A 24,899-nucleotide genomic window follows, 5' to 3' on the forward strand; every position below is an offset into this window, starting at 1 on the left:
TGCGCCCTTTATCGTGGTTAAACCGTGCCGGTGCCGCCATCAGAACACCAGACCTGTCCCGACGTGAAGCTATTGGTGGTTTCCGCAAACGTCACATACAGCGGCGCGATTTCAGCAGGCTGACCGGGGCGACCCAGTGGCGCGGAAGCGCCAAATTGCTCCACTTTCTCCTGCGGTTGTCCGCCACACACCTGCAATGCAGTCCAGTAAGGGCCGGGTGCCACGGCGTTGACGCGGATTTGGTCTTTACCCAACTGCTTGGCTAAAGCTTTAGTAAAGGCCGCAATCGACGCTTTGGTCTGGGCATAATCCAGCAGGATGGCGCTGGGATCGTAGGCCTGCACTGACGACGTGTTAATGATCGATGAACCCGCCGGTAGGTACTCCAGCGCCGCCTTCGTGATCCAAAACATGGCATACACGTTAGTCTTAAAGGTCGCATCAAAATCTTCTGTCGAGAGGGTACGAATCGATTCATTGAACTGCTGACGGCCGGCATTGTTGACCAAAATATCCAGACCATCGAGTTTCGTCGCCGCTTCCTTCACCAGTTGCTGGCAAAAGGCTTCGGAGCGAATATCTCCCGGTATGGCAATCGCCTTACGACCTTCCGCTTCAATCAGTTTTATCACCTCTGCCGCATCCTGTTCTTCATCGGGCAGGTAATTTATCGCCACGTCGGCACCCTCACGCGCGTAAGCAATCGCCACCGCACGTCCAATCCCGGAATCGCCGCCGGTAATCAGCGCTTTACGACCGGTTAAACGACCAGTGCCACGATAGCTGGTTTCACCATGATCCGGGCGCGGTTCCATTTTTGCCGCCAGCCCAGGAAAATCCTGTAATTGTTTTTTAAAGGGAGGTGTCGGATATTGATGGGTGAGCAGCGTTTTATTAGTCAATGAACTCATCTTAATCTCCATGTTCTTCGCTAGTGATAAATTAAGCCTGGCATAAATGTGATATATGTCACGTCAAAAAATGACCAATTGAAATTTTTCAGCTTAAGCGAGGCGGTATTATGGCTGCGGCGATGGAAATAAAAGGCGTGACTGGAATGAGAGGGGAGAGCAGAATAAGCGCAAGACGTCAGTCATATATCGTCATTGCACTTATTCAATTGCCAGTTGAACCTATTGGCATCCTTGTCGGTGAGGCGACTAGCGCGCCCGATGCGGCTTAAGAGCCTTTGTTACTACTTTTTCCGCCTTTTTTTCCGGCTTCGGAGGCTTTCTCAGGGTTGTCTTTAAAACTACCGCCGCCACTGCTTTGCCCACCTTTTTTACCCGCTTCAGATGCCTTTTGTTTATCATCTGCGAAGTTACCGGAACCGCCTCTATGCTCGGCCATAAAATGCCCTCATTCATGCATTGCGATTACATAATCGTGGATAGCGTCACACGTTATGTCCAGACTGCAGAATTAAGGTTAGTGCCACTGTGAATATTAACAAGCGCGGCGGCAGCGTATAAGTGGATTATCGAGTATTTTTTCGTATCTTATTTTTTAAGCAAATGAATTATGAAGGTTAATAATTAATTATTAATATAATCGAAGCGTATTTAACGCTTCGATTATCAATAAGGCCGATTAACTCGCAGGGATTTGAGTGAAATAGGTCCCGCTATAAGGTATGGGCAGGAAATCATTGAAGATTTGCTTTAACGTTTGCTCGGGTTCGACATCCGCGAACAGCTGAGGATAAAGTGTTTTTGCCATAAATTCCGTTGCCGCGATGTGCCAGGGGCTGAGGTAAAAATTCATCCAGATGACGGCGGAGTGGCCGTTACGTAGCGCGGCTAATTCACGCAATCCGTTTTGCTGCGAGGTCAGTTGGGCGAAGCTGCTTTGCACCGCTGGCAATGCCACTTCTGGCCCCAGCTTCAGCAAACCCTGCGCCTCGTTATCGCCAAATCCGGTGGCGAAGTAGTAATTAGGCTGCGCCGCAATCACCATTTCTTCACTCAAGCGACCAAACACGCCGTGCTGCGTTTTAGCCGCGATATTATCGCCGCCTGCGGCGTTTAACAGTTCGCCAAGGCTGCCGTTGATGGCGGTGACACAGCACTCATTACGGCGGCCAAGATGCAACTGCAACAACACTGAAGGCTTCGCACCGTGATAACTGGCCAGCCGATCACGAATCACCTGCATATGTGCGTCATAAAAACGGTTAAAGGCCTGCGCGCGAGCCTGCTCATTCAGCACCTCGCCAAAAATCTCCACGCTGCGACGGGTATTCTTCAGCAGATGCACGCGCAGATCGATTTTCACCACCGGAATATGGGCGGCTTTCAGCATACTCACCAGGCGCAGATCGGCATCATCGTAGCGCGCCAGGCTCGGCAGGATCACCACATCCGGTTTGAGCGCCAGGATCTGCTCAGGATTGATAGCATTCGGGCCGCCTGAACCGAGGGAAGGGATTTTTAACATTTGCGGGAACTGGCGCGCAAAACTGTTCCACGTTTGGCTATCGTACTTTTTCAAATCCTGAGGCCAGGCAACGATATGCTGAAAAGGATTGCCCGGTTCCAGCAGCGCCAGCGTGTAGAGCATGCGACTTTCGCCCAGCACAATGCGCTGCGGATGGTCAGGGATATCCACCTGATTACCGTCAATATCTGTGACGGTTTTTGCCAGCGCGGCGCTACTAAGCACCAGTAAGAAGCAGGCCAGAACAATCAGCATTGGCCCCCAGAGGGAAGGGGCGCGCCGGGCGCCCGCTTTAACCACAGAATCAGAACTCAACGCTGGCCTCGACCATCAGGTTACGGGTTTCACCCTCACGCACGCGCAAATTGCCGCCGCTGGAGGTGTAATAGTGCTTGTTGAACAGGTTATTCAGATTCAACTTAAGTTGTGTCTTTTCACCAAACAACTGATTGTTCCAGGCGATAAAGCTGTCCGCCACCACGTAATCCGGCATCGTGAAGCTATTTTCAGGATCGCCCGCTCGCGAGCCGACATAGCGCGCGCCGCCACCGACGCGGAAATCACCGGGAATGCCGTTGATACTGAGGTTGTGGCTGAGATAGAGCGCGCCCGAATGACGCGGTGCATTTTGCAGCCGATTGCCATTGTTAGCAGAATTTACGCCATCATCAACAATCTCAGCCTTATCGTAGCTGTAGTTAGCGCTGAGATCCCAACCCGGCAACACTTCGCCGTTCAGCTCAAACTCTGCGCCACTGGAACGGGCTTTATCAATTGCCCGCGTTGAACCGTTAATGCTGAGCGACATGTCACGTTCATCAATGCGGTACAGCGCGACGCTGGCAAACAGCTTTGGCGAGATCTGCCATTTACTGCCGACTTCCCAGGTCGTGCCCTGTTCGGGTTTACCGACATTGCCGTCATCGTCCACATCGGTGGAAGGCGTAAAGGATTTGCTGACGCTGCTGTAAAGCGAGACATCAGGGGTGATTTTATAAATCAGACCCGCTTGTGGCAGGAATTTATTGCCTTCACTGTTCAGTGTTTCCACCACCGGGTCGAAGCCTTTTGACGCACGCTGCTCGTAATGCTGATAGCGTCCGCCAAATACCGCAATCCACTGTTCCGTCAGTGAAATACTGTCTTTAGCGTAAACCGAACGGCTATGAATGCGGTTCAGGTTATTGGCGTTGGCGGTGTTTTCCGAGGTGCTATTGGTGACCGGTGACAGGATATCGTATTGCGGATCGGTAAAGTTAAACCCGGTGTTGGATTTCCCTTGATACTGATGCGCGCGATAAGTCTGGTTCATCTCATAATCAGTCCCGATCACCACATCGTGGGTCATGCCCAACAGCTGTTGTGAACCGAGCAGATCCCATGAAACGTATTTCGTTTTGTGGTTAAAGCCACGGTTAGCATCAGCACGACGCGTGACAACGCCGGTGGTGGGGTTAATGGCGGTGACGCGCACTTCGTTGTTGTCGTATTGACGCTGATTCCAGCCAAAAGTGACGCGCGTGCTCCAGTCATCATTAAACTGCCAGTCATAGTGCGCATTAAGGGTTTTGTTGTGACCCCAGGCATGATTCGCCTTGTCGTCGAGACGATCTTTGTAGCCGATATCCAGCGGCTTGCCATTGATAAAGGCTGTGCCACGATCGTAGGGGATATCGTATTGATAATCTTCATAGCTCACGAAAAAGCTGGCTTTTTCACCGTACCACTGCAACGAAGGCGCGATCAGCGTATGTTTGTCGCTGCCAAAATTGCGCCAGTAATCCTGATTCTGCTTTTCGGCAATCAGGCGAAAGGCAAAGCCGTTGCCCAACGGGCCGGTGATATCAACGGTACCAGCGCCACCACCTTCGCTGGAGGAACGGCCGCTGACTTTGGTGTGCCAGTCATATTGCGGTTTTTTGCTCACCACGTTGATCACGCCGCCCGGATTTTGAATGCCATAGAGCAGGGATGCCGAGCCTTTTAGCACTTCGACGCGTTCGGTGGTGGCATCGAAGTTCAACCCCTGGCTGCTGCGAATGCCATCACGATAGATTGACCCATCAGAGTTGCTGCCAAATCCGCGACGCACAAAGCCATCTTCGGTGCCTGCCAGAGTATTGCCCTCTGTGACACCACTGACAAAGCGCATCGCATCAGTGAGACTAGCGGCCTGATAGTCTTCAAGCTGTTGTTGGGTCACCACACTCACCGATTGCGCTTCGTTCAGACGCGGCGTGGTCGTTTTGCTGGCGACGGAACTGCTGGTGGCGTTATAGCCTTGCGGGCGACTTTCCTGCGCGGACACCGTCAGGGTATTACTGCTTTCCGCTGCCAGACTGCCAGCTGCAGTGAAAACGCTGACACCGTATATTGCGGCGATAATGGCCGGATGGCATTGTGCTTTAACAGCGAAACTCTTGTTGTTATTCATTTAAATAAACCTGGTGTTGGTGCGGAATTAATCTCGTCCATGAAACGAAGCTAGGATTAAATTATTTTCAGCAGAGAAAAGTGAATGAAATAAGCATTCTCTGTGGATCGTGCGCCTTAAACTGAGATGGCGTGATGTTATTGAGAATCATTCAAACATGAAAGAATGTAGTAGTAAACGGAAATAATGGCGTGGATACTACAGCAGGAATAGAGTCCATCAACGCCATTTCCATTTGAGGCTTAATTGTTATAAATACAACAAAAACAGTCAGATAAACTTGTTTCTTGCTGTGATCCAACGATCCGCCCCAAAGGAGCGATAGCGATCAGGGTGCTGGATTAAACAAGAAATATCACTACAATACCGTGCCTAAATGGTGGACGAAATCACGCCCTGATGATAAACAGGTAAAAAGATGGCCATAAATAAAATTAAAAATCGGGTTGATGTATTAGGTGAACGCTATCGCGCACGCGCTCCGTCATTATCGTCCAGCCTTCAATCCGTCGCGCGATATATCCACGATAATCGTGAGGCAATATTAGATGCCACCGCCATGGAAATAGCGGATGCGACTCATACCTCAGATGCCACCGTGGTGCGTGCCGTTCAGGCATTGGGATTTGCCGGTTTGCGTGATTTGAAAACCACGTTGAAAGCCTGGTTTGGCCCGGCGATGAATTCAGAAGAGAAGATGAGCGCCACCGTCAGCGAGCTGTCGTGTGACATCAATTCGGGGATCGATTTCGTACTGGGTGGCCATAAACGCGCCTGCGATGCCCTCTCGGAACCTCACAATCGGCAAGCGGTGGCGCAGGCTGTCGCGATGTTGATCGACGCGCGACAGGTAGCGCTCTTTGGCATTAATGCTTCAGGGATTCTGGCGGATTACAGTGCTCGGCTGTTCACGCGCATTGGCATTCCTGCCGTCACGCTCAATCGTTCGGGTATTGCCCTCGCTGAACAGTTGATCACCTTACAGCGTGGTGATGTGCTGATTATGATGGCGCAGAAATCTGCCCATAAAGAAGGGCTGACTACCCTGAAAGAGGCGAAGCGGCTGGGGATGCCGGTGATTTTGCTGACCAATGCCTTAGATTCAGCCTTCGCCAAAGAAGCGGATGTGATTATCAACGTGCCGCGCGGTGGGGAGAATGGTCGTATGCCTCTGCATGGCACCGTGCTGGTGTGTCTGGAGATGTTGATTTTGTCGGTGGCTTCAGCGACTTCATCGCGCACGGTAAAAACCATGAAACGCATTCAGGATCTCAATCGTTCACTGAAACCCACCGGTAAGAAATAGCGTTATTAATTGTCAGAGGTACTCGGCGTGGCGGGTTTGACCATTCCGCTGCGCGTGACAAGCCATACCGCCAGCACAATCAGCAATGCACCGCTTATAAAGCCCTGATTGATTTGCTCGTCCAGCACTAACCAGCCCCACAGGATGCCAAAAGGCGGAATCAGGAAGGTGACGGTGAGGGTGCGCAGGGGGCCAATATCGGCCAGCAAACGGAAGTAGATGATGTAAGCCAGCGCGGTGCAAATAAAGCCGACGGCCAGGATACAGGCCCAAACTTCAGGAATGTGCCAGTTCGCCGCCGGCGTTTGTGGCGCGCTGAAGGCAAAGAAAGGCAGCAGGAAAAGCGAGGCGCCCAACTGGCTACCGAACGCGACTTTCGTGGCATCAAGCCCGCCGCGCGATCCAATCCAGCGTTTGGCCAGAAAGCCGGCAAAACCGTAACAGGTGGTGGCGACCAGACAAGCCGCAATGCCAAGTATCAATGCGTGCGAGAGCACCCCTTCGCCAGTGGTGCTGATTAACATAATGCCGACAACACCGGCCACCATGCCCAGCACTTTACTCACTGTAAGTTGTTCATTGAAGAACGCCGCACCAATCACGACACCCATTAACGGCGCAGTAGCGTTGAGTATTGCGGAGTAGCCTGCGGGCAGCACGCGAGCGGCAAGGCAATACATCAGGAAAGGTAATCCTGAGTTAATCACACCCAGCAACATTGCCCAACCCAGTTTGCCTTCGAAGCGACGCGGAATGCGCAGTACTGCCATCACGATGATTAAACCCAATGCGCCACATAACACGCGCAAAAAAGCCGTATTAATCGCACCCAGCGCGGGAACGGCAATACGCATAAAAAGAAAACTGGCTCCCCAGATAGCCGCCAGCAGCAAAAGTCGCAACGAGTCCGATGTTCGCATGGTTCAGATTCAATCATTAGAAAGATGGGCTGACATCATAGCAAAAATTCTTAACACTCAAAGCGATGTCGCGGTGCTATGTTACTTCGCTGGATAACAAAAAACGGCGAGGAAATGAATGCATTGGGAGTCTGAAAGGCTGCTGTATCGGCCGATTGAGCGCACGGATTTGCAGGCGCTTTTTCGCATCTATGGCGATGCACGAACACATCAATTTAACCCACGCGGGCCTTATCCAAGCCTTGATCATGCGCGAGAAGTGTTATTACGCAGAATCAAAGACCGCGCTATTCATGGTTTCGATGACTGGGTCATCATGGAGAAAAGCGATCCTCAACACGTGATTGGTTTCGGTGGCGTATTCGTCAGCGAATTCAACGGGCGCAGAACCAACAATCTGGGTTACCGTTTTGAACCGGATACCTGGGGAAAAGGCTATGCGACAGAACTCGCGCATCGCGCCATCCGCCACGGTTTTGAAGATCTAAAACTGAAAGAAATTGTCGGTGTGGTGAGAGAAAACCACACCGCATCACGCCGCGTACTGGAAAAGGTCGGGATGACTTTCCTCGAAAGGGTGTTTAATCCGCAAGATCCGCCCGCCAGTTTGATGTTCACCATCACATGCCAACAATGGAGAGAAAGAAATGGAACAGGTCATTAGAAAACTCACTGCAGAGGATTACGCACAGTGGAAATCGCTGTGGTTGGGCTATCTCGACTTTTATGTCAGTGAGGTCACGGAAGAAGTCACCAATACGACATTTCAACGATTGGTTGCGGAAGGCGAACCGATGCATTGTCTGGTGGCGGAGGAGCAGGGCAAATTGACTGGGCTGGTGCATTTTATTTGCCATCGCAGCACCTGGACCCTGGGTGACTATTGTTACCTGCAGGATCTGTTCGTCAGCCCAGACGGGCGTAAACAAGGCACGGGTCGCGCGTTGATCGCAGCGGTGAATGCTGCCGCTGAGGCATTGAACTGCTCGAAAGTGTATTGGATGACGCGCGAGAATAATTACCGCGCCCGAGCGCTGTATGATCAGGTCGCGACGAAGACGGATTTTGTGCAATACCGTGTTGCACCCTAATCAGCAATTTCACTCACACCGCTTGTCAATTCTTCCTACCATCCTGTACCATTTGGGAATCGATCATTTCCTAAATGGTATCTCCCTTAGCGCAAACTCAAATCTTGATACGAGAACGCGGCCAACCATGCCAACCAGGAACGATTATGTTTTCGACCTATCCGACCAAGAATTTGACCAATTAGGAAGTAACCATTTCCAATTCTAGGAGTAACGTATGAATGCCTCAGAATTAAAAATAACATCGCGCTGGTCACAACCTGTCACCAACCTGCCTGATTTTTCCCATCATTACGCCACCGTAGACGGTGTTCGCATCCACTACGTTAGCGGCGGCAACCCACAAGGTGAAACCCTGGTGCTGTTAGCCGGGTTCCCACAAAGCTGGTTTGCGTGGCGCAAGGTAATGGCTCTGCTTGGCGATCGTTACTTCATTATCGCGCCCGATCTCCCCGGTCAGGGGGATTCCGATAGGCCTTACAGCGGATATGACACCACTTCTCTGGCAGAAAAAGTACAGGGCCTGCTGCTGCAACTGAACATCCATCACTACTATCTTGCGGCGCATGATGTCGGTGCGTGGGTGGCCTGGCCGTTTGCCCTGCGTTATGCCAATCAGATAAAAAAACTTGCACTGCTTGACGCCGGCATTCCGGGCGTGACCTTGCCGGATGCGCTGCCTGCCACGCCCGATAAGGCCTGGAAAACCTGGCATTTCGCCTTCCATCTGCTGCCGGATCTGCCTGAAGCCTTAATTGCCGGGCGCGAAGAGATCTATCTGGATTGGTTCCTGAAACGCAAAGCCGTCAGCCCAATGGTGTTTGACGCGGAAGATATGGCGGAATATGTGCGCTTGTTGCAACAGAACGGGGCATTGCGCGCAGGCATGGCGGCCTATCGCGAAGTGAGCGTCTCGGCGGAACAAAACCGTGCATGGCTGCATGATAACGGCAAATTGACGGTGCCGTTGCTGGCGATCAGTGCCGATCAGGGTTCGATCCCCGATATGGCGATTCCGCTTCAGGAGTTTGCGGCTGAGGTTTCAGGCATCAAAATCGCGCACTGCGGTCACTTCATCCCGGATGAGCAACCGCAGGCGCTGGCTGAAGCACTGCGCGAGTTTTTTAGTTAGTTGCGCAGACTGGCGATCTCCACACGTTGACCACTGGCAGATGAGCGCACCATCGCTTCAATGATTTGCTGATTCTCCAGGCCAAAGCGGAAATCCGGGAAACAATCGGCTTCGCTGCTGAGGCCTTTAATCAGGTCGTAAATTTCGATCACTTTCACATCGAAGTATCCCAGGCCACCGCCAGCGAAATCGAAGCCAAAGAAGCCTCCAAACTGCTCGACCTGAGAACCGGCATAAATGGTTTTAAAGCCGCGATCGTGTTTCGCATCGCCATAACGTGCAATCTTCAGTTCGTTAAAGCGCTCACCGTCCATGATGATGGTGCCTTCGGTGCCCGAGATTTCCCAGGCAATGCCGAACACTTTTCCTGCGGAGATGCGTGAAGATTCAATCACGCCACCGGCGCGGTTCTCGAAAGTGACCAGCGCCTGGAACTGATCGTCGTTTTCCACTTTCAAACGCGCCGCCTGTTTATCTGCCTGGGCACCATAGCCTGAACCACCACCCGCAGCAGGACGCGTGTCAATAAACAGCTGCTCCTGTCCTACCACGCTCTTGATTGGCCCCATCAAATATTGCGCCACGCTCACCACGTGTGAGCCTAAGTCACCGAGTGAGCCAGAACCGGCCTGTTCGCGTGAGCAACGCCAGCTCCATGGCAGCTCGGGATCGTTGAAAAATCCCTGATCGAACCAGCCACGGAAGCGAGTCGGTGTGCCGATGTCACCGCGATCGATCATCTGCTTCGCCAACTGCGCTGCCGGCGTTTTGATGTTATTGAACGCCATGATGGTTTTCACACCTGCTCGCTCAGCTTCCTGGGTCAGGGTTTGCGCTTCCTGCAACGAAACGGTGAGCGGCTTTTCGCAGTAGACATGTTTACCTGCACGAATCGCGGCCAGCGCCATGTCGAAGTGCATGCTATTAGGCGTGGTGATATCAACAATATCGATTTCAGGATTGTTCACCAGCGACTGCCAGTCCGCCGTGCTGTGTTGAAAGCCGTAGCGTCGAGCCGCTTCTTCGGCCAGTGCGGGCGTGACATCTGCCAGCGTATGCAGAACGGGTTGCAGCGCCAGGTTACGATACAGTAAACCCGCGCGGCGCCATGCATCGGCATGTGCCTGGCCCATAAAGCCTGAACCGATCAGGCCAACATTCAGTGTTTTTCCAGCCATCAGCGGCTCCTTAAGCGTTTGCAGGTAAAATGTGTTGGGCAACAAAACGTTGTGCGCGAGTCACGGTCTCCAATGGGGGCGCTTTCGCCGGATCCTGCTCGGCTTCCACCACCATCCAGCCTTGATAACCGCTGCGAGCGATAAACTCTGCCAGCGGCCGATAATCAATACCGCCGTCGCCTGGCACGGTAAACATCCCTGCGAGCACGGCTTCGTTGAAGGTCATACCGCTGGCCCGTACTTTTTGCAGGCGATCCAACCGCACATCTTTTAGATGGATGTGGCAAATGCGGTCGGCGAATTCCTCAATAAGTTGCGTATAGGAGAATCCGGCAGCGGTGGCGTGACCGGTATCCAGTAACAGGCCAACGGCGGGCGAACAGGCATTTATCAACGCACGGATTTCCGGCAGTGTTTCGGCCACCATCATGAGATGGTGGTGATAGGCGAGGCGTAAATCGTATCGATCAAACAGGGCTTCGGCAAAGCGGGAAAGGCGATCGGCATAGTCGGCGACCTGACTCTCCGGCAACAAACGTCGGGTGCTCAGTGGCACATCCAGCGCGTTGTCAGCCATCCAGCCGCATTCGCCGTACACCATCACGTTGGCGCCATTTTCCTGCAGCAGGGTGGCATGGTTGTGCACCGCATCCAGCTCCTGCTCAACGCTGCGTTCGGTGAGAAATCCGTCATGCCAGCCTGACACCAGCTGCAGTTGATGTTGTGCCAACAGCTGCTTCAATGCCCCGGGTTCGCGCGGGAATATGCGACTTAGCTCGACGCCCTGAAATCCGGCCTGTTTCGCTTCTTTCAAACAGTGTTCGGCCGAGGTCCCTGCGCCGAGGTATTGCAGCACTTCATTGACCCAGGAGAGTGGGCTGACGCCGAGTTGAGGTGCGGGGTGACCTGTGCGATAAAACGCTTCTTTGATCATCGGTTATATCCTGTAGGGGAGATAGCGATGAAATTAGCGGATGCGATGTGCAGCGGCGAGCGGTTATTTGACGTAAAACCATCAAAATTTGCAGGCTAAACGTCAAAAAAATATTGATGTGATTCTGGATGGAAATTGATGGGTTAACAGGGAGATAGGAATGCAAGTCAATAGAGGTGGCCCTTAGAAGGCCACCCATCAGGACTCAGAACGACAGGGTGACGCCAGCGTAATAGGCGCGGCCCGGTTCGTTGTAAGTTGAAGCACCTTCATCTTCACGATAAATGCGCTTATCAAACAGGTTGTTAATACCCGCATTAGCACGCAAATTTTTAGTGATGTCGTAATTGAGGTTCAAGCCGACAATGGAATATGGCTTGATTTCACGTTGTGAAAGACCTCCTGGTCTTCCCTCAATAACTGTTTCTGCATTTTGGCGCGGTTTTTGGCGGCCATACTGCGTCCAGTTGATATTGGCGCTAAGGCTATCAGTTGCTTGCCACTCTAATTGTGAGTTGATAGTAAATTCAGGAATGACCGATAGAGGATTTCCGGTCTTCTTACTTTCTGAACGGAACATGTAAGTCGCATTAGACCGCCACTCAAGTGTGTCCGCAATCAATGGAATAGTCAGGTTCCCTTCCAGCCCCTCTACAATGGCTTTGCCTCCATTCTCCCACTGAAGCACGTTGTAAGTACCATTGGTGTAGACAACATCAGTACCGGATACAATTTTGTTTTTGTAATCGTTACGGAAGTAGGTGATACCCGCGACATAACCCGCGTGGTTAAACTCTAGTCCCACTTCTTTATTGACGCTCACTTCAGGATCGAGATTGTCATTCCCTAATAAATAACATTGGGATAGGCCAATTGGGCAGCCATTGCCACGTGTTGATAGCAGGTAGCCGGGAGTTGATTGATATAAGTTAGGCGCCTTGAATGCCCTCGCAATACCCGCTTTGAGCGTAAAATAGTCGCCCAATCCTTGCGAAATATTCAGGCTTGGACTCCAGTTAGCGCCAAAAGAATCATGATAATCAAAGCGTAAACCCGGAATAATTTCAGTGCTGTCAGTGGCGGCAATATTATCTTCAAAATAAAGAGAACTTATCGTGGCGGAGTTATTACTGCTGCGCTGAGACGGATCGCCTGAACTACCTGGCAAGTAAAGGTTTGTACTTGCAGATTGCATTGACGCAGGGTCATTAAGCTCATCGCGGTTCCATTCCGCTCCCAACGTCACGGTTTGGTCCACCAATAATTCCAGTGGGAAGTTTATTTCTCCGCCAGCACGATAACTTTCCAGACGACTGGTCGAATAAACATTACTGTTGATCATCCCTTCAACACTTCCGGCAGTGCCTTCTTTCAAGCGAGTGTTATTGGTCTTCTCGTAGTTGAAATTAAGTTTGGATGTGCCCCAATCCCAGATACCGTTATGAGTGACGCCATAGCTCTGACGATATAAGCGGTTTGTTTCACTGCCGTACAGAGATTCAACTAAACCACCTGCACTGCTATTTCCATTGCTGTTCTGCGTGTCGCCCGCATAAATATTGCCCTGACGGCTATAGCCGTAGGAGAAATCAACGATCTGAGTAGGAGTGATTTTCCATGACAGTACACCGTTAATATCTTTATTACGTACCCCTTCCCGTCCCGCAGCATAAGAGCCGTTTTGAGCGGTATTGATATCATAAGCATCCGCATCGGTGCGGTTGATGTTGCCATACAGACGCATGGTTAATGCATCGCCAGCCAGTGGGCCACTCAAATTGAAGTTGGCGCGACGCGTGTCACCCTCTTTACTGTTTTCGGGCTGATTGGTGAAAAGTGACAGTGATCCATGCCAGTCATTGGTCGGGCGTTTAGTGATGATGTTCACCACGCCGCCAGCCGCACCGGAACCGTAACGCGCGGCGGCTGGGCCGCGAATCACTTCAATACGTTCTACCATCTCCGCGGGCACCCAGTTGGTATCACCACGCGAGTCACGTTCGCCACGCCAGCTGTAACGCACGGAGTTACGCGAACTCACTGGCACGCCATCGATCAGGATTAAGGTGTTTTCCGGGCCCATGCCGCGAATATCAATCTGGCGGTTGTTGCCACGACTACCGCTGGCCCCGTTACCGGTCAGGTTGACGCCCGGCATTTTGCGGATGATATCGGAGAGGTCGTTAACCGGTGGGCTTTTCTTAATGTCCTCAGCGGTAATGGTGGAAACGCCAGGCTGTTGTTTCAGACCCTGTTCTGCAGTGACGATCATTGATTCATCGTCAGCCAGTTTTTCCGTGGGTTCTGCGGCATAAGCAGGTGAGGTGAGCAAGGCTGCCACAATCAGTGCAAGAGGGCGCTTCCTGACATACAAAGTTACATTCACTTAAATCTTCTCCCTGAAGTATTAACATATGTAAGCAAATGCGCATGATAATGAGAATGTTTCTCATTGTATATGCGACAAACCGGCGTCTCCTTTTTTTCTCCATGATTGGTGCTAAATGCGGGGGAAACGTGAAGAAACGTAAAGCCAGAGTGACGTTTGTGCTTAAAAACGTTGCGGAGGAAAAGCGTTCATCAAACTGTCATCAATTCCTTGCAAATCAGTAGACTAAAATCAGTGATAACGCACAGTAACTACATGGGAATCCGTTTAGCTTCGAGCCTGCACCAAAAAGGGTGCCTGGGACTCTCATAAATCAAGGAGAAAGTGTGCGCCAGATCATACAAACCTTTACATTCCTGTTACTGATTTCGTTCACTATTCCTGTTGCCAGAGCCGCCGATAAGATGGATTTCTGGCTGCAACCTCAACATGGCGGCAACAGTTTTAATCGCATTCCACCCAATACTGCTTATTTCAATGCTCTCCACACTTACGGTGCCTCTTGGGTGCGGCTCTCCTGGGATAAATGGCCCACCAAACAGCGTGATTTTCTGCTGGGCAGTGCGGATCGCTACCAGGGATTAGTGGCGGAAGATGTCGCCACTTTGAGAAATGTGCTGGATAACGCTGAGGCAGCAGGGTTGAAAGTGGTGATTACGCCGCTTTCCTTACCCGGCATGCGCTGGTCACAAAATAACGGCGGACAGTTCGACGACCGGCTGTGGCAAGACAACGCTTTCTGGCAGCAAAGTGCCCGTTATTGGCGTGACCTTGCGGCTGCATTGCAAGACCACCCTGCAGTAGCGGCATACAACATCATTAATGAACCCGCACCGGAGAAAATGGGCGGTCTGGACGAACATGCGTCTGCCGCAACCATGAAAAGCTGGTATCTGCAGCACAAGGGTACCGCGCGGGATTTACCGGAGTTTTACCGCACCGTGATTGCGGCGATTCGCGAAGTCGATCAGCAGACGCCGGTGATGGTCGACAGTGGCTGGTACGCTGCCGCCGATGCCTTCACGTATTGGCCACAGCCGCTCGAAGATAAACGGGTGTTATATAGCGTGCACATGTATGAGCCTTATTCCGCCACCAGTGCACCGAATGCCAAACGCAAAGCGCCCTGGCCTTACCCGGGTAAAGTCCCGTTTGCGGGATTGCAGCAACAGTGGGATGCACAACGCGTAGCAGAATATTTAGCGCTACCGTTTGAGTGGGCGAAATCGCACGGTGTGGCTCGCCATCAAATGGTGGTCGGTGAGTTCGGTTGCGTCCGCACCTTACCAGGGTGCACGCAATATCTGGAGGATGTGTTAAAGGTGCTGGATCAGCAGCAGTCGCACTGGGCGTTTTACAGCTTCCGGGAAGACAGCTGGGATGGGATGGATTACGAATTGGGCGACAAGAAAGTACCGTGGCAATACTGGCAGGCTGCGGAGCAAAATTTACCCGATACCGTTCCACGCCATGCGACGAAAGAGTTTGAGCCTATACGCAAACGTTTAGAACGATAAAGTCTTGTTAAGAAGAAAACGTTCATAAGCCATGGTAAAAGCAGGCTGTTGAATACCTGACTAAATCTGAATACCTCACTTCAAACCGCGCCATCGCTGGCGCGGTCATCCCGGTCACCACGGGCGCCGAGTTCTATTCCCGAAATCTGGCAATAGATATCCGTTTTTCGCATTTGTGATCGCTGCACATCTTACTGAGAATGGCTGCGGGACGTTCTGAGGATGACAATTTCTTTCCGCTGTGAGGTGAGAAAGAAGAAAAATACATCGCTACCTCAACGCCTTTTCCCGACAGGGAAACATTTATATATATCAGGAGAAGGTTCCAGTGAAACTCGCCAAAGGTATCACCTTGCTTGCACTTGCATTGAGTGCACACACCGCGTTTGCCGCCGATCAATCCGTCCCGACTGACAGTTCACTCCATGTTAAGGCCGACCCGGCACTGAAAAGCCTGCTGCCGGCGGATGTGGTTAAGCGCGGCTACATCGTGGCAGGAACCAACCCCAACACGCCGCCGACCACTTTCTATAAAGAAGACAACAAAACCCTGGCCGGACGTGAAATTGACGTGATGAACGCCGTGGGCGAACGCTTAGGGATCCAGGTCCAGTGGCGGGACACCGGCGGTTTCGACAATATCATTCCCGGCCTGAAAACCGGTCGTTACGATGTGGCACTCTCCAATATCAACGCCACCGCGACCCGCGCCAAAATTATCGATTTCGTGAGCTATTACGATGCCAGCCTGTTGGGCATTATTTCGCGAAAAGATGCCAATGTGGCACCGTTCAAAACCCTTGACGCCGTGTGCGGCCTGGAAGTTGGCGCAGGTTCAGGCACCACGCAGGTGACGCGTCTGGAAGAAGCCAGCAAAGCCTGTGAAGCAGCGGGTAAAAAACCGATCAAAGTATCCGTATTCCCGGATCGTCCAGCCGGTGTTCAGGCCGTGGTCAGCGGTCGCGTACCGATGTTCCTCGGCCCGTACGAAGGTCTGCTGTGGCAGGCGAAGGTGATTAAACCTATCACCCTGAGCGGCGAAATCACCGTGCATGACGCGCCTGTTTCTGTGGCTTTCCCGAAAGATTCTGCGCTTGAGCCTGCGGTGCAAGCGGCACTTAACTCGCTGATCAAAGATGGTAGCTACCAGAAGATCCTCGACAACTGGGGCATCGGTTTTGGCGCGGTTAAAGAATCCAAACGTAACCAGGAAATCTTTCAATGAGTGATGTACGTGACCACACCGATGATTTGAAAATTGTCGGCAAACGTTACTACGGACGCTGGCTGAGTGCGCTGGTGGTGCTGTTGTGCGTCGTGGCAATGGCGCACTCGATGATTAACAATCCACGCTTCGAATGGAGCGTGATTGCGGAAAACTTCACCGGCGAATCGATCCTGCAGGGCGTATTAATGACGCTTCAACTGACGGCGATTTCGGTGGTGCTGGGCTTTGCGTTTGGTACGGTGCTGGCGCTGATGCGCCTTTCATCCAACCCCGTGCTGGTGGGCGTGAGTTGGTTCTATACCTGGTTCTTCCGGGGTGTGCCGATGCTGGTGCAGCTGTTCCTGTGGTACAACATTGCCGCGCTCTATCCAACGATTTCACTCTCTATTCCCGGATTGGGCGAGCTGTGGAGTACCCAGTCTAATGCGTTGGTGAGTCCATTCAGTGCGGCAGTGATCGCGCTGGTGATGCATCAATCTGCCTATGCCGCAGAAATTGTGCGTGCCGGTATCCAAAGCGTGGGAAACGGACAACTGGAAGCCGCACGTGCGCTGGGTTACCGCCCCGCGCAGATTTTCCGACACACGGTGTTGCCACAGGCGATGCGCGCCATCATGCCACCTGCCGGTAATGAAATTATCGGTCAGTTGAAAACCACGGCCGTCGTGTCAGTCATTTCGCTGCAAGACGTGTTGTTTTCCGCGCAGATCATCTATCAGCGTACCTATGAAGTGATCCCGCTGCTGCTAGTGGCGACGCTGTGGTATCTGCTGATGACCTCGGTACTGTCGATTGGTCAGTTCTACGTTGAACGCTATTTTGGTCGTGGCGTTACGCGTCGTGAAAAACGCAGCCTGTTTAAATCCTTGCCGGGCTTTAGCGCGCAAAAACCTGAAAGGAGCGTAAGCAATGGCTGAAGCGATCGCCTTACGTAAAGTCACTAAACGCTTCTCTGGCGTCACGATTCTGAACGAAGTGAATCTCGATATTCCTGCCGGTTCTGTCACGGTCATTCTTGGGCCTTCTGGTTCGGGGAAATCCACTTTGCTGCGCTGCATCAACCACCTGGAAAAACTGGATGGCGGCACCATTCGGATTGGTGGCGAAATCATTGGCTACAAGCAGAAAGGCCAGGCGCTGCATGAGTTAAGCAGCAGTGAGATTGCGCGTCAGCGTGCGCAAATTGGCATGGTGTTCCAGCAGTTCAACCTGTTCCCGCATCGCACGGTGTTACAGAACATCGTTGATGCACCGATGCGCGTGAAAAAGCAGAACCGCCAACAGGCGACCAGCAAAGCGCTGTCACTGCTTAAGCAGGTGGGGCTGGCAGGGCGCGAAGAGGAGTGGCCGCAGAATCTTTCCGGCGGACAGCAACAGCGTGTGGCCATTGCGCGCGCGCTGGCGATGGACCCGGGTGTGATGCTGTTCGATGAGCCGACATCGGCACTGGATCCAGAACTGGTGGGCGAAGTGTTGCAAGTGATTAAGCAACTGGCGCACTCCGGCATCACCATGGTGATTGTGACGCACGAGATTGGTTTCGCGCGCGAGGTTGCCGACAACATTGTCTTTATGGAAGACGGCAAAATCGTGGCGGCCGGACCCACTCAACAAGTCCTCGACGACCCGGAAAACGGGCGCGTAAGAAACTTTATTGCAACGGTGCTTTAAGCACCGTTTTTCATTTTTGACAGCCAGGAACAGTGATGACGCAAAAACCGGTAATGCACAGCGCCCACTGGGGCGCTTTTCATGCCCAGCAATCGGGCGACCAGCTCACTATCGAACCCTTTAAAGGCGATCCCGATCCCAGCCCGCTGCTGCAAAATTTCCGCACCGCTTTGAATCATCCGGCTCGCGTCTCGCGTCCAATGGTGCGTCGTGGCTGGCTGGAAGAGGGCCCCGGTCCCGATCCACGCCGGGGCAATGACGAATACGTTGCGGTTAGCTGGGAGCAGGCTTACGAACTGGTATCGCGTGAATTGAAGCGCGTCGGCGACACTCATGGCCCAGAGGGCATTTTTGGCGGTTCTTATGGCTGGTCGAGTGCCGGGCGATTTCATCACGCACAGAGCCAGGTGCACCGTTTTCTCAATACCACACTGGGCGGTTACGTACGTTCAGTGAACAGCTACAGTTCCGGCTCTGCTTCGGTGCTGCTGCCACATATCGTCGGCGACATGAACGAAATTGCGCGGCGCGGCGTGAGCTGGGAAGAGATTGCTCAGCACAGTGAAATCGTCATCGCCTTTGGCGGTCTGGCGCTGAAAAACTCGCAGGTGGCGAGCGGTGGATTAAGTGAACACACCGAGCGCGGTTTTATGAAGCAGGCTGCACAACGCGGCACACGTTTTATCTCAGTAAGCCCATTGAAAAGCGATCTGCCCGACGAAGCTAAAGGGGAGTGGCTGGCCTTGCGTCCAGGCACCGATGCCGCCTTTATTCTCGGTGTTCTGTCCGTATTGATTGAAGAACAGCTAGCGGATGAAGCCTTCCTCAGTCGCTACACCGTGGGTTGGCCGGAAATGGTCGCTTATATCCGTGGTGAAGAAGATGGCACGCGACGCGATGCCGCCTGGGCGGCAGAGATCTGCGGTGTCAGCGCGGCCTTTATCGCTGATTTTGCCCGTCACTTACCCGGTAAGCGTGTGCTGGTCACCGTTGCGCATGCGCTGCAACGTTCGGAGCACGGCGAACAACCGGTGTGGCTTGGGCTGGTACTGGCCGCGGCGCTGGGCCAACCGGGTTTACCGGGCGGCGGTTACACCTATGCGCTGGGCGCGTTGGGTCACTACGGTAAGCATCACAACCTGGTGAGTTTCCCGGCGTTACCGCAGGGCAAGAATGGCATTGATCGCCTGATCCCGGTGGCGCGCATCTCAGACATGTTGCTCAATCCAGGTAAGCCGTTCGACTACAATGGCCGCCGCTTAACCTATCCGCATATTCGTCTGGCTTACTGGGCGGGCGGTAATCCGTTCCACCACCATCAGGATTTAGCGCGACTCCGTCAGGCATTTTGCCAGCTGGATACGCTGATTGTGCATGAGATTGCGTGGACGGCCAGTGCACGGCATGCCGATATCGTGTTGCCCGCGACCATGACGCTGGAGCGAGAAGATATCGGCGGTGCGCCAACCGATCGCCATCTGTTTGCTATGCAGCCGGTCGCGCAACCGCACGGCGAAGCCAAAGACGATTACGCCATTTTTGCTGAGCTGGCGCGCAGGCTGGGACGTGAAGAGGCGTTTACAGAAGGTCGCGATACGCGTGGCTGGCTGAAACACCATTACGCACAGTTGCAGCAAAAGCTGGCAACGCATCAGGTCGACATTCCCGATTTTGAACAATTCTGGCAGCAGGGCGTGCTGGAATTGCCGCAGCTTAAAGACGGTGGACGGATGATGAATGCCTTCCGCGCCGATCCGGATGCTGCACCACTGCCAACGCCGAGCGGGAAAATCGAAATCTACTCGGCGACGATTGCCAGTTTCGATTATGAAAACTGCCCCGGACATCCGGTGTGGCGAGAGCCGCAGCAAAAGCCCGATGCCGATCATCCATTCTGGCTTATCGCCAATCAGCCCGCCACGCGTCTGCACAGCCAGCTGGATTTCGGTGATTACAGCCTGAGCGGCAAACGCGATGGCCGTGAGGTGTGCAGCTTGAATCCTGATGATGCGGCATCGCTGGGTATCAATGACGGCGAGATTATCGAGCTATACAATCAGCGCGGCCATGTGCTCGCCAGCGCGCGCGTGACCGACACGGTGATGCCCGGCGTGGTTCAACTGCCGACCGGCGCCTGGTACGATCCGGTGGATCCCACTGCGCTGCGTCCGTTATGTCGTCACGGCAACCCCAATGTGTTGACGCTGGATATTGGCACGTCGTCGCTGACGCAGGGCTGCAGTGGTCAAATCACCGTGGTTCAGGTGCGCAAATACACTGGAGAACTGACGCCGGTGCAGGCATTTATCCCGCCGCAAAGTTAGCATTACCCATTGGCGGCCAACTGGCCGCCCCGAAATATTAATCTTCTAACTGCAGCCACATTACGCGCAGACGATGCCCATCAGGATCGATAGCCATGAAGGTGTAGCCAAAATCCATCTCGGTCGGAGACTGTACAATGGTGATCTCACGGAACGCGCCCCATTCGTTGTAGAGGAAATCGACGTCGGCTTTGTGCTGCACTTTAAAAGTGATTTCACCGTTGGCCGTAAAATGTTGCGTCTCCACCGGCGGTTGAACGGTATATTTCGACCACAAGCCCAGTTTGAATCCATTCTCAAAAACAAACATCGCAAAAGTGGGCGTGACATTAATCGGCTTGATATCGAACAGCGATGCATAAAAGTCAGCGCTTTTGACGACGTTTGGTACATAAAGGATGGTCTAATCCGACCCAGAACGATGATACCTACACCCGAATGACTAACTTTTTGTTGCTGACCCTGGCGGCAGGATTCGGGGGCGTGGTGGGGGACAATCAGACGACAGATCTGCGCCGGGAAACCAAAAGCACCCTGGAGTCTTTCCTGTCGAATCTGGAAACACAGAAGATGATTGAGGACCCTAACGGCGGCCCGGCTTTCTCTGTGCGTCTCGATGCGACCAATAATCCGGATTCCCGTGTGGCGCTGGGTTACATGACGGCGGATGTGCAGGTTAAATACCTGAACGTGGTTCGCTACTTCCTGGTGAATCTTGAAGGCGGTGGCAGCGTGTCCATCTCCGTCTCAAACGATTCACCCCGCTAAAGCCGCTGCGCTCTTAACACCGGAGATAAACCATGCCAACCCTTGGCTACACCGTAGGCCGCGACATTGCAGTCGATATCAACACGCCATCGGGCAAACTGCGCATTCCTAAAATCATGAGTTTTGACTCTAAGCCGCAGGTGTCGACCCAGAAGATTACGCCACTCAATGGCATTACCGATGAGCTGCAAATCCCCGTTGGCTGGCATGGCACCATTACTGCTGAACGTATGGATGCCACGCTGGATGACTTATGGGCGAAGTGGGAAGACAACTATTACAACGGTATCGATCAGCCTCGCGGCACCATTACTGAGACCATCACCGAAGTGAACGGCACGGTCAGTGTCTTTCGTTATGAAGGCGTATCGTTTCATCTCACCGATGCCGGCAACAAGCAGGGAGAGAAGACTGTTAATCATACCCTGTCCTGGACGGCAAACCGTCGTAAAAAAGTACATTAAGGAACAAGAATGGTTAAGGTCACAGTGCATGAAGGCAAGCAACCCACCCCGGCATTGAACGCCGTAGATTATAACCAGGTCAGGGACACAGCAGGGCGCCTTATCACCCTGCGCGAGCTGAACCCGGTGCAGGAATCCCGCCTGACGGTTGCTATTGGCCCTGAAATGGACATGAACGTGATGTACATGAACATGTATGCCTTCCCAGTGGCGGCAGTGGCGGATATCGATGGTGACGAATATACAGTGCCGCAGAATCCTAAACAGATTGAAGGCATGCTGGCCATCCTCGGTAAAAGCGGACTGAAAGCGGTGACATCCTGGTTACGTGAGAAGTCGAAAGAGGAAGAGGATGAAGCCACGGAGACCGCCGCAAAAAAATCGCCCGTAACCCTGCGTTCATCAATCAGTGCTGGCTGATGAAATCCGGGGTTCCGTTCGGCATCATTTTCCCTGGACTAACCGGCTGATGCCTCATGAACGCATTGCGATTGGCGTGGTAATTCGCGAGTTCGACGGCGGCAGATACAGCTGGAATACAGGACAATGGGAGGAGGGGAGGTGATGGACCTCGAGCAGTTAGGTCGGGAACTGTCGTTTGCTTCCACCAAAATCGCTTCAGAACTTGAACTAGGTTTTCACATCATCGTGAAAGAGATTGAGGAAACGGCGAAAGAAGAGATTGGGGTGTATCAGCCCGCTTACGGCCCGTTTGAGGCTTGGGCGCCGCTGGCTGAATCAACGAAAGCCGACCGTGTGCGCCAGGGGTACACCGAAGACGATCCGCTATTGCGATCTGGCGAATTGCTGGATTCAATCGAGAGTGAAATTATTGGCCTGGCGGCCATTGTGGGCACTAAAAGTCAGATCGGATTCTGGCAGGAAGTCGGAACCGAAAATATGCCGCCGCGGCCCTTTATCGGTCCCGCGTACGTGCGCAAGATTGACCCTTTGATGGAGTCTATAGGGCGGGCGATAGCGCGAGGGTTAAAGGTTTACTGATGACTACCTAGCGTGGCACTTGGAAAGGTAGGCGCAAATAACTGAATACCTGTACTGTTGACTTTCACCGCATCTTTGTGGTTGCACTAATTTATCAGTGATAATACACTTTGCGTTACCAGATTGGTGGATCCTTATACACGCACAATATTTTGCCAATTTGAAATAGACTTTTCCTTTATATGGTATCCGGAGTTCCAGAATGTTCAGCGAAGAAAAAGTGGCACAGATGGCTGCTTACCTGCTTCTCAAACGAGGCGGGCGCATGGCATATCTGAAATTGATGAAGTTGCTGTATCTCTCCAATAGAAAATCTATGCTGACTTATGGTCGCATGATGGGTGAGGACAGTCTCTTCTCAATGAAACATGGGCCAGTCATGTCTACGACCTTAGACTTGATTAAAGGAAAGGCTCCAATCTCAGGCGAGTACTGGTATTCCCTCATTCAAACTATTGAACACGATGTCATGCTTCGCACAGACCCGCGTGAAATGGATGCTGAAGAGATTTTCGATGAGCTGAGCAGAGCAGATGTTCGAATTTTAGACGATATTTACTCGCAATATGGTCATATGAATCGGTATGAGCTTAGAGATATGACACATCTTCAAGAGGTGTGTCCTGAGTGGCATGATCCTGGGCATTCTTGTAAACCTATCAACAAGCTTGAGATTTTCTTGAGTGATGGTAAAACACAAGAAGAAGCGTCTCGCATTATCGAGAGCATGAACGAATCCCAAAAACTCAAAGAGTTCTCCAGTCAACTGACATGAAAGAATTTCAGCCATATAGGAAAGGAACAGTGTTGGCTCATTCAGGGCCCACTAATCATTTGCATGTAATATGCAATGACCCCGTGTACTATCCTGTTAATGACTGTTATTGTATTCTCGTAGTAAATATCTCTAGTATAAAACCAAGTGTGCCTCATGACCCATCCTGCATCTTGCAAGTTGGTGACCACGAATTTATCAAGCATCCTAGTTATGTGGTTTATGCAGAGGCGGTAATTTGGCGAGTTGATAATGTTGTAAAAAAACATAAATCTGGCGAAATTGTGTCTCGCAAGGATATGTCAGAAGCAACATTTGCAAGAATTCTCGCTGGATTTGATGTTTCTGAACAAGTTAGCTCAAAGAACCTGAAGTTTAAAAATACTCACTGTTCCTCAGGTGCCTCATTGAATGAAAAAACAGGCAATTAACTCTTTCGAGATCACCTTTTCCTTCATAAATCTAAGATATCCGCACCTATAATATTCATTTAATCTTCATTGCTTATGGTTTTGCATCTCCTTGCGGTCACGGCATGCCAAGGTGTGAGTTCATTTATAACATGGAGATTGGCAATGGGTTGGATTTCAGTTGGCGAGCGTCTACCAGAGACGGTTAGACAATTTTAAATGTTCATTGTGGCAACAGATAAAGGCATTGGAGTTGCTAACTTTGATAGGCTTAACGGTTTTGACCGCGTGACGATAACCGGAAATGTTCAGCATTCTCACCATACAGTTACACATTGGATGCCATTGCCAGAGCCGCCAGAGCAATGAGAATCAAGCCCACTTCGGTGGGCTTTTTGTTTCTGATTCGCATCTCATCCTGACATATGTTTAGTGCTTATCGATAAGGTGCGCTGGGCCACTGATCCTACCCGCCAATAGTGGACACGCGACTAAGTGAGTAAACTCTCAACCAGAGGTGACTCACATGACAAAGTCCGTATTAACCAGCCGGAAACCGCGTAAGCAACATTCTCCTGAATTTCGCAGGAAGCTCTGAAACTCGCTGAACGTATTGGTGTGGCTGCCGCTGCCCGGGAACTCAGTCTGTACGAATCCCAGCTCTATAACTGGCGCGCCAAACAGCAGAATCAGGCCACGACTTCTGAACGCGAGAACGAACAGGCTATGGAAATTGCCCGTCTTAAACGCCAGCTGGCCGAACAGGCAGAGGAGTTGGCCATTCTCCAAAAGGCCGCGACATACTTCGCGAAGCGCCTGAAATGAAGTATGTCTTTATCGAAAAGCTGAATCGCCACGGATAATCTAGACACTTCCGAGCCGTTGATAATACTGGGTTTCATATTCTGTCGGTGACATCT

The 24,899-nt window shown here is 52.1% G+C and carries 24 protein-coding genes and 1 pseudogene; 16 read left to right on the plus strand and 9 right to left on the minus strand.

Annotated elements, in window-relative coordinates; genetic code table 11:
• Positions 1–17: 17 nt before the first annotated feature.
• The 4 genes from JK231_RS22200 to JK231_RS22215 form a co-directional block, all read right to left on the minus strand.
• Positions 18–911: an SDR family oxidoreductase gene (locus JK231_RS22200; RefSeq protein ID WP_097117795.1), complete on the minus strand. Its 894-nt coding sequence runs from the start codon at positions 909–911 to the stop codon at positions 18–20.
• Between the two features lie 268 nt (positions 912–1,179).
• Positions 1,180–1,350, minus strand: a complete 171-nt coding sequence (locus JK231_RS22205; protein ID WP_034827492.1) for a KGG domain-containing protein — start codon at positions 1,348–1,350, stop codon at positions 1,180–1,182.
• A gap of 240 nt (positions 1,351–1,590) precedes the next feature.
• Positions 1,591–2,691, minus strand: coding sequence for an ABC transporter substrate-binding protein (locus JK231_RS22210; RefSeq protein WP_211729543.1), 1,101 nt, complete (start codon positions 2,689–2,691; stop codon positions 1,591–1,593).
• Between the two features lie 49 nt (positions 2,692–2,740).
• Complete coding sequence (locus tag JK231_RS22215) at positions 2,741–4,870, minus strand: TonB-dependent siderophore receptor (protein ID WP_211729544.1); 2,130 nt, start codon at positions 4,868–4,870, stop codon at positions 2,741–2,743.
• Between the two features lie 418 nt (positions 4,871–5,288).
• On the opposite strand from JK231_RS22215, the gene JK231_RS22220 reads away from it, so the two are divergent.
• Entirely contained in the window at positions 5,289–6,176 is an 888-nt protein-coding gene (locus JK231_RS22220) for a MurR/RpiR family transcriptional regulator (protein ID WP_160833254.1), read from the plus strand.
• 5 nt (positions 6,177–6,181) lie between these two features.
• Here the strand turns inward: JK231_RS22220 and JK231_RS22225 are convergent, their stop codons facing one another.
• Positions 6,182–7,096, minus strand: a complete 915-nt coding sequence (locus JK231_RS22225) for a DMT family transporter (protein ID WP_211729545.1) — start codon at positions 7,094–7,096, stop codon at positions 6,182–6,184.
• Positions 7,097–7,214: 118 nt separating this feature from the next.
• On the opposite strand from JK231_RS22225, the gene JK231_RS22230 reads away from it, so the two are divergent.
• The 3 genes from JK231_RS22230 to JK231_RS22240 all read left to right on the plus strand — a co-directional run bounded on the left by JK231_RS22230 (position 7,215) and on the right by JK231_RS22240 (position 9,319).
• Entirely contained in the window at positions 7,215–7,760 is a 546-nt protein-coding gene (locus JK231_RS22230; RefSeq protein ID WP_211729546.1) for a GNAT family N-acetyltransferase, read from the plus strand.
• On the plus strand, positions 7,744–8,187 hold the full coding sequence (locus tag JK231_RS22235) for a GNAT family N-acetyltransferase (RefSeq protein WP_160867775.1): 444 nt from the start codon (positions 7,744–7,746) through the stop codon (positions 8,185–8,187). Before JK231_RS22230 ends, JK231_RS22235 begins: the two co-directional genes overlap by 17 nt.
• Before the next feature lie 217 nt (positions 8,188–8,404).
• Positions 8,405–9,319 carry an alpha/beta hydrolase gene (locus tag JK231_RS22240; protein ID WP_211729547.1) on the plus strand — a complete coding sequence of 305 codons (915 nt, stop codon included), beginning with the start codon at positions 8,405–8,407 and terminating at the stop codon, positions 9,317–9,319.
• Here the strand turns inward: JK231_RS22240 and JK231_RS22245 are convergent.
• From JK231_RS22245 to JK231_RS22255, 3 genes are all read right to left on the minus strand, one after another.
• On the minus strand, positions 9,316–10,497 hold the full coding sequence (locus tag JK231_RS22245; protein ID WP_211729548.1) for a Gfo/Idh/MocA family oxidoreductase: 1,182 nt from the start codon (positions 10,495–10,497) through the stop codon (positions 9,316–9,318). The two genes, JK231_RS22240 and JK231_RS22245, sit on opposite strands and share 4 nt — an antisense overlap.
• A gap of 10 nt (positions 10,498–10,507) precedes the next feature.
• The gene (iolE, locus tag JK231_RS22250; RefSeq protein WP_097117804.1) at positions 10,508–11,431 is read right to left on the minus strand and encodes a myo-inosose-2 dehydratase; all 924 of its coding nucleotides are present in this window, start codon (positions 11,429–11,431) and stop codon (positions 10,508–10,510) included.
• Between the two features lie 205 nt (positions 11,432–11,636).
• Positions 11,637–13,817: a TonB-dependent siderophore receptor gene (locus JK231_RS22255; RefSeq protein WP_349291529.1), complete on the minus strand. Its 2,181-nt coding sequence runs from the start codon at positions 13,815–13,817 to the stop codon at positions 11,637–11,639.
• A 329-nt stretch (positions 13,818–14,146) separates the two neighbouring features.
• On the opposite strand from JK231_RS22255, the gene JK231_RS22260 reads away from it, so the two are divergent.
• The 5 genes from JK231_RS22260 (at position 14,147) to JK231_RS22280 (ending at position 20,560) form a co-directional block, all read left to right on the plus strand.
• Positions 14,147–15,337, plus strand: a complete 1,191-nt coding sequence (locus tag JK231_RS22260; RefSeq protein ID WP_349291530.1) for a cellulase family glycosylhydrolase — start codon at positions 14,147–14,149, stop codon at positions 15,335–15,337.
• A gap of 328 nt (positions 15,338–15,665) precedes the next feature.
• Positions 15,666–16,562, plus strand: a complete 897-nt coding sequence (locus tag JK231_RS22265) for an ABC transporter substrate-binding protein (protein WP_058961755.1) — start codon at positions 15,666–15,668, stop codon at positions 16,560–16,562.
• Positions 16,559–17,482, plus strand: coding sequence for an amino acid ABC transporter permease (locus tag JK231_RS22270; RefSeq protein ID WP_034827514.1), 924 nt, complete (start codon positions 16,559–16,561; stop codon positions 17,480–17,482). Before JK231_RS22265 ends, JK231_RS22270 begins: the two co-directional genes overlap by 4 nt.
• Positions 17,475–18,236, plus strand: a complete 762-nt coding sequence (locus JK231_RS22275; RefSeq protein WP_211729549.1) for an amino acid ABC transporter ATP-binding protein — start codon at positions 17,475–17,477, stop codon at positions 18,234–18,236. Before JK231_RS22270 ends, JK231_RS22275 begins: the two co-directional genes overlap by 8 nt.
• A 35-nt stretch (positions 18,237–18,271) precedes the next feature.
• Complete coding sequence (locus JK231_RS22280) at positions 18,272–20,560, plus strand: molybdopterin-dependent oxidoreductase (RefSeq protein WP_211729550.1); 2,289 nt, start codon at positions 18,272–18,274, stop codon at positions 20,558–20,560.
• Positions 20,561–20,597: 37 nt separating this feature from the next.
• Here the strand turns inward: JK231_RS22280 and JK231_RS22285 are convergent, their stop codons facing one another.
• Positions 20,598–20,960 carry a VOC family protein gene (locus JK231_RS22285; protein WP_211729560.1) on the minus strand — a complete coding sequence of 121 codons (363 nt, stop codon included), beginning with the start codon at positions 20,958–20,960 and terminating at the stop codon, positions 20,598–20,600.
• A gap of 38 nt (positions 20,961–20,998) precedes the next feature.
• Here JK231_RS22285 and JK231_RS22290 point away from each other — a divergent pair, with 38 nt between their 5' ends.
• The 7 genes and pseudogenes from JK231_RS22290 to JK231_RS22325 all read left to right on the plus strand — a co-directional run.
• Positions 20,999–21,328 carry a hypothetical protein gene (locus JK231_RS22290; protein WP_249221795.1) on the plus strand — a complete coding sequence of 110 codons (330 nt, stop codon included), beginning with the start codon at positions 20,999–21,001 and terminating at the stop codon, positions 21,326–21,328.
• Between the two features lie 32 nt (positions 21,329–21,360).
• Positions 21,361–21,792, plus strand: coding sequence for a hypothetical protein (locus JK231_RS22295; protein WP_211729551.1), 432 nt, complete (start codon positions 21,361–21,363; stop codon positions 21,790–21,792).
• A gap of 9 nt (positions 21,793–21,801) precedes the next feature.
• Positions 21,802–22,212, plus strand: coding sequence for a hypothetical protein (locus JK231_RS22300; RefSeq protein ID WP_211729552.1), 411 nt, complete (start codon positions 21,802–21,804; stop codon positions 22,210–22,212).
• Between the two features lie 144 nt (positions 22,213–22,356).
• Positions 22,357–22,794 carry a hypothetical protein gene (locus tag JK231_RS22305; RefSeq protein ID WP_211729561.1) on the plus strand — a complete coding sequence of 146 codons (438 nt, stop codon included), beginning with the start codon at positions 22,357–22,359 and terminating at the stop codon, positions 22,792–22,794.
• 202 nt (positions 22,795–22,996) lie between these two features.
• On the plus strand, positions 22,997–23,569 hold the full coding sequence (locus JK231_RS22310; protein WP_211729553.1) for a Panacea domain-containing protein: 573 nt from the start codon (positions 22,997–22,999) through the stop codon (positions 23,567–23,569).
• Positions 23,570–23,742: 173 nt separating this feature from the next.
• Complete coding sequence (locus JK231_RS25575; RefSeq protein ID WP_249221796.1) at positions 23,743–24,000, plus strand: hypothetical protein; 258 nt, start codon at positions 23,743–23,745, stop codon at positions 23,998–24,000.
• A gap of 505 nt (positions 24,001–24,505) precedes the next feature.
• Positions 24,506–24,824, plus strand: a pseudogene (locus JK231_RS22325) (transposase); the annotation flags it as partial.
• Positions 24,825–24,899 lie beyond the last annotated feature (75 nt).

The organism is Pantoea sp. JGM49 (assembly GCF_018257655.1).
In the GTDB taxonomy this organism is placed as follows: Bacteria; Pseudomonadota; Gammaproteobacteria; order Enterobacterales; family Enterobacteriaceae; genus Pantoea; species Pantoea communis.

Bases quoted from the DNA above. Each gene is read 5' to 3' on its own strand.
- JK231_RS22200 (WP_097117795.1), bottom strand. From the start codon at position 911: ATGAGTTCATTGACTAATAAAACGCTGCTCACCCATCAATATCCGACA.
- JK231_RS22205 (WP_034827492.1), bottom strand. From the start codon at position 1,350: ATGGCCGAGCATAGAGGCGGTTCCGGTAACTTCGCAGATGATAAACAA.
- JK231_RS22210 (WP_211729543.1), bottom strand. From the start codon at position 2,691: ATGCTGATTGTTCTGGCCTGCTTCTTACTGGTGCTTAGTAGCGCCGCG.
- JK231_RS22215 (WP_211729544.1), bottom strand. From the start codon at position 4,870: ATGAATAACAACAAGAGTTTCGCTGTTAAAGCACAATGCCATCCGGCC.
- JK231_RS22220 (WP_160833254.1), top strand. From the start codon at position 5,289: ATGGCCATAAATAAAATTAAAAATCGGGTTGATGTATTAGGTGAACGC.
- JK231_RS22225 (WP_211729545.1), bottom strand. From the start codon at position 7,096: ATGCGAACATCGGACTCGTTGCGACTTTTGCTGCTGGCGGCTATCTGG.
- JK231_RS22230 (WP_211729546.1), top strand. From the start codon at position 7,215: ATGCATTGGGAGTCTGAAAGGCTGCTGTATCGGCCGATTGAGCGCACG.
- JK231_RS22235 (WP_160867775.1), top strand. From the start codon at position 7,744: ATGGAACAGGTCATTAGAAAACTCACTGCAGAGGATTACGCACAGTGG.
- JK231_RS22240 (WP_211729547.1), top strand. From the start codon at position 8,405: ATGAATGCCTCAGAATTAAAAATAACATCGCGCTGGTCACAACCTGTC.
- JK231_RS22245 (WP_211729548.1), bottom strand. From the start codon at position 10,497: ATGGCTGGAAAAACACTGAATGTTGGCCTGATCGGTTCAGGCTTTATG.
- iolE (WP_097117804.1), bottom strand. From the start codon at position 11,431: ATGATCAAAGAAGCGTTTTATCGCACAGGTCACCCCGCACCTCAACTC.
- JK231_RS22270 (WP_034827514.1), top strand. From the start codon at position 16,559: ATGAGTGATGTACGTGACCACACCGATGATTTGAAAATTGTCGGCAAA.
- JK231_RS22275 (WP_211729549.1), top strand. From the start codon at position 17,475: ATGGCTGAAGCGATCGCCTTACGTAAAGTCACTAAACGCTTCTCTGGC.
- JK231_RS22280 (WP_211729550.1), top strand. From the start codon at position 18,272: ATGACGCAAAAACCGGTAATGCACAGCGCCCACTGGGGCGCTTTTCAT.
- JK231_RS22290 (WP_249221795.1), top strand. From the start codon at position 20,999: ATGACTAACTTTTTGTTGCTGACCCTGGCGGCAGGATTCGGGGGCGTG.
- JK231_RS22295 (WP_211729551.1), top strand. From the start codon at position 21,361: ATGCCAACCCTTGGCTACACCGTAGGCCGCGACATTGCAGTCGATATC.
- JK231_RS22300 (WP_211729552.1), top strand. From the start codon at position 21,802: ATGGTTAAGGTCACAGTGCATGAAGGCAAGCAACCCACCCCGGCATTG.
- JK231_RS22305 (WP_211729561.1), top strand. From the start codon at position 22,357: ATGGACCTCGAGCAGTTAGGTCGGGAACTGTCGTTTGCTTCCACCAAA.
- JK231_RS22310 (WP_211729553.1), top strand. From the start codon at position 22,997: ATGTTCAGCGAAGAAAAAGTGGCACAGATGGCTGCTTACCTGCTTCTC.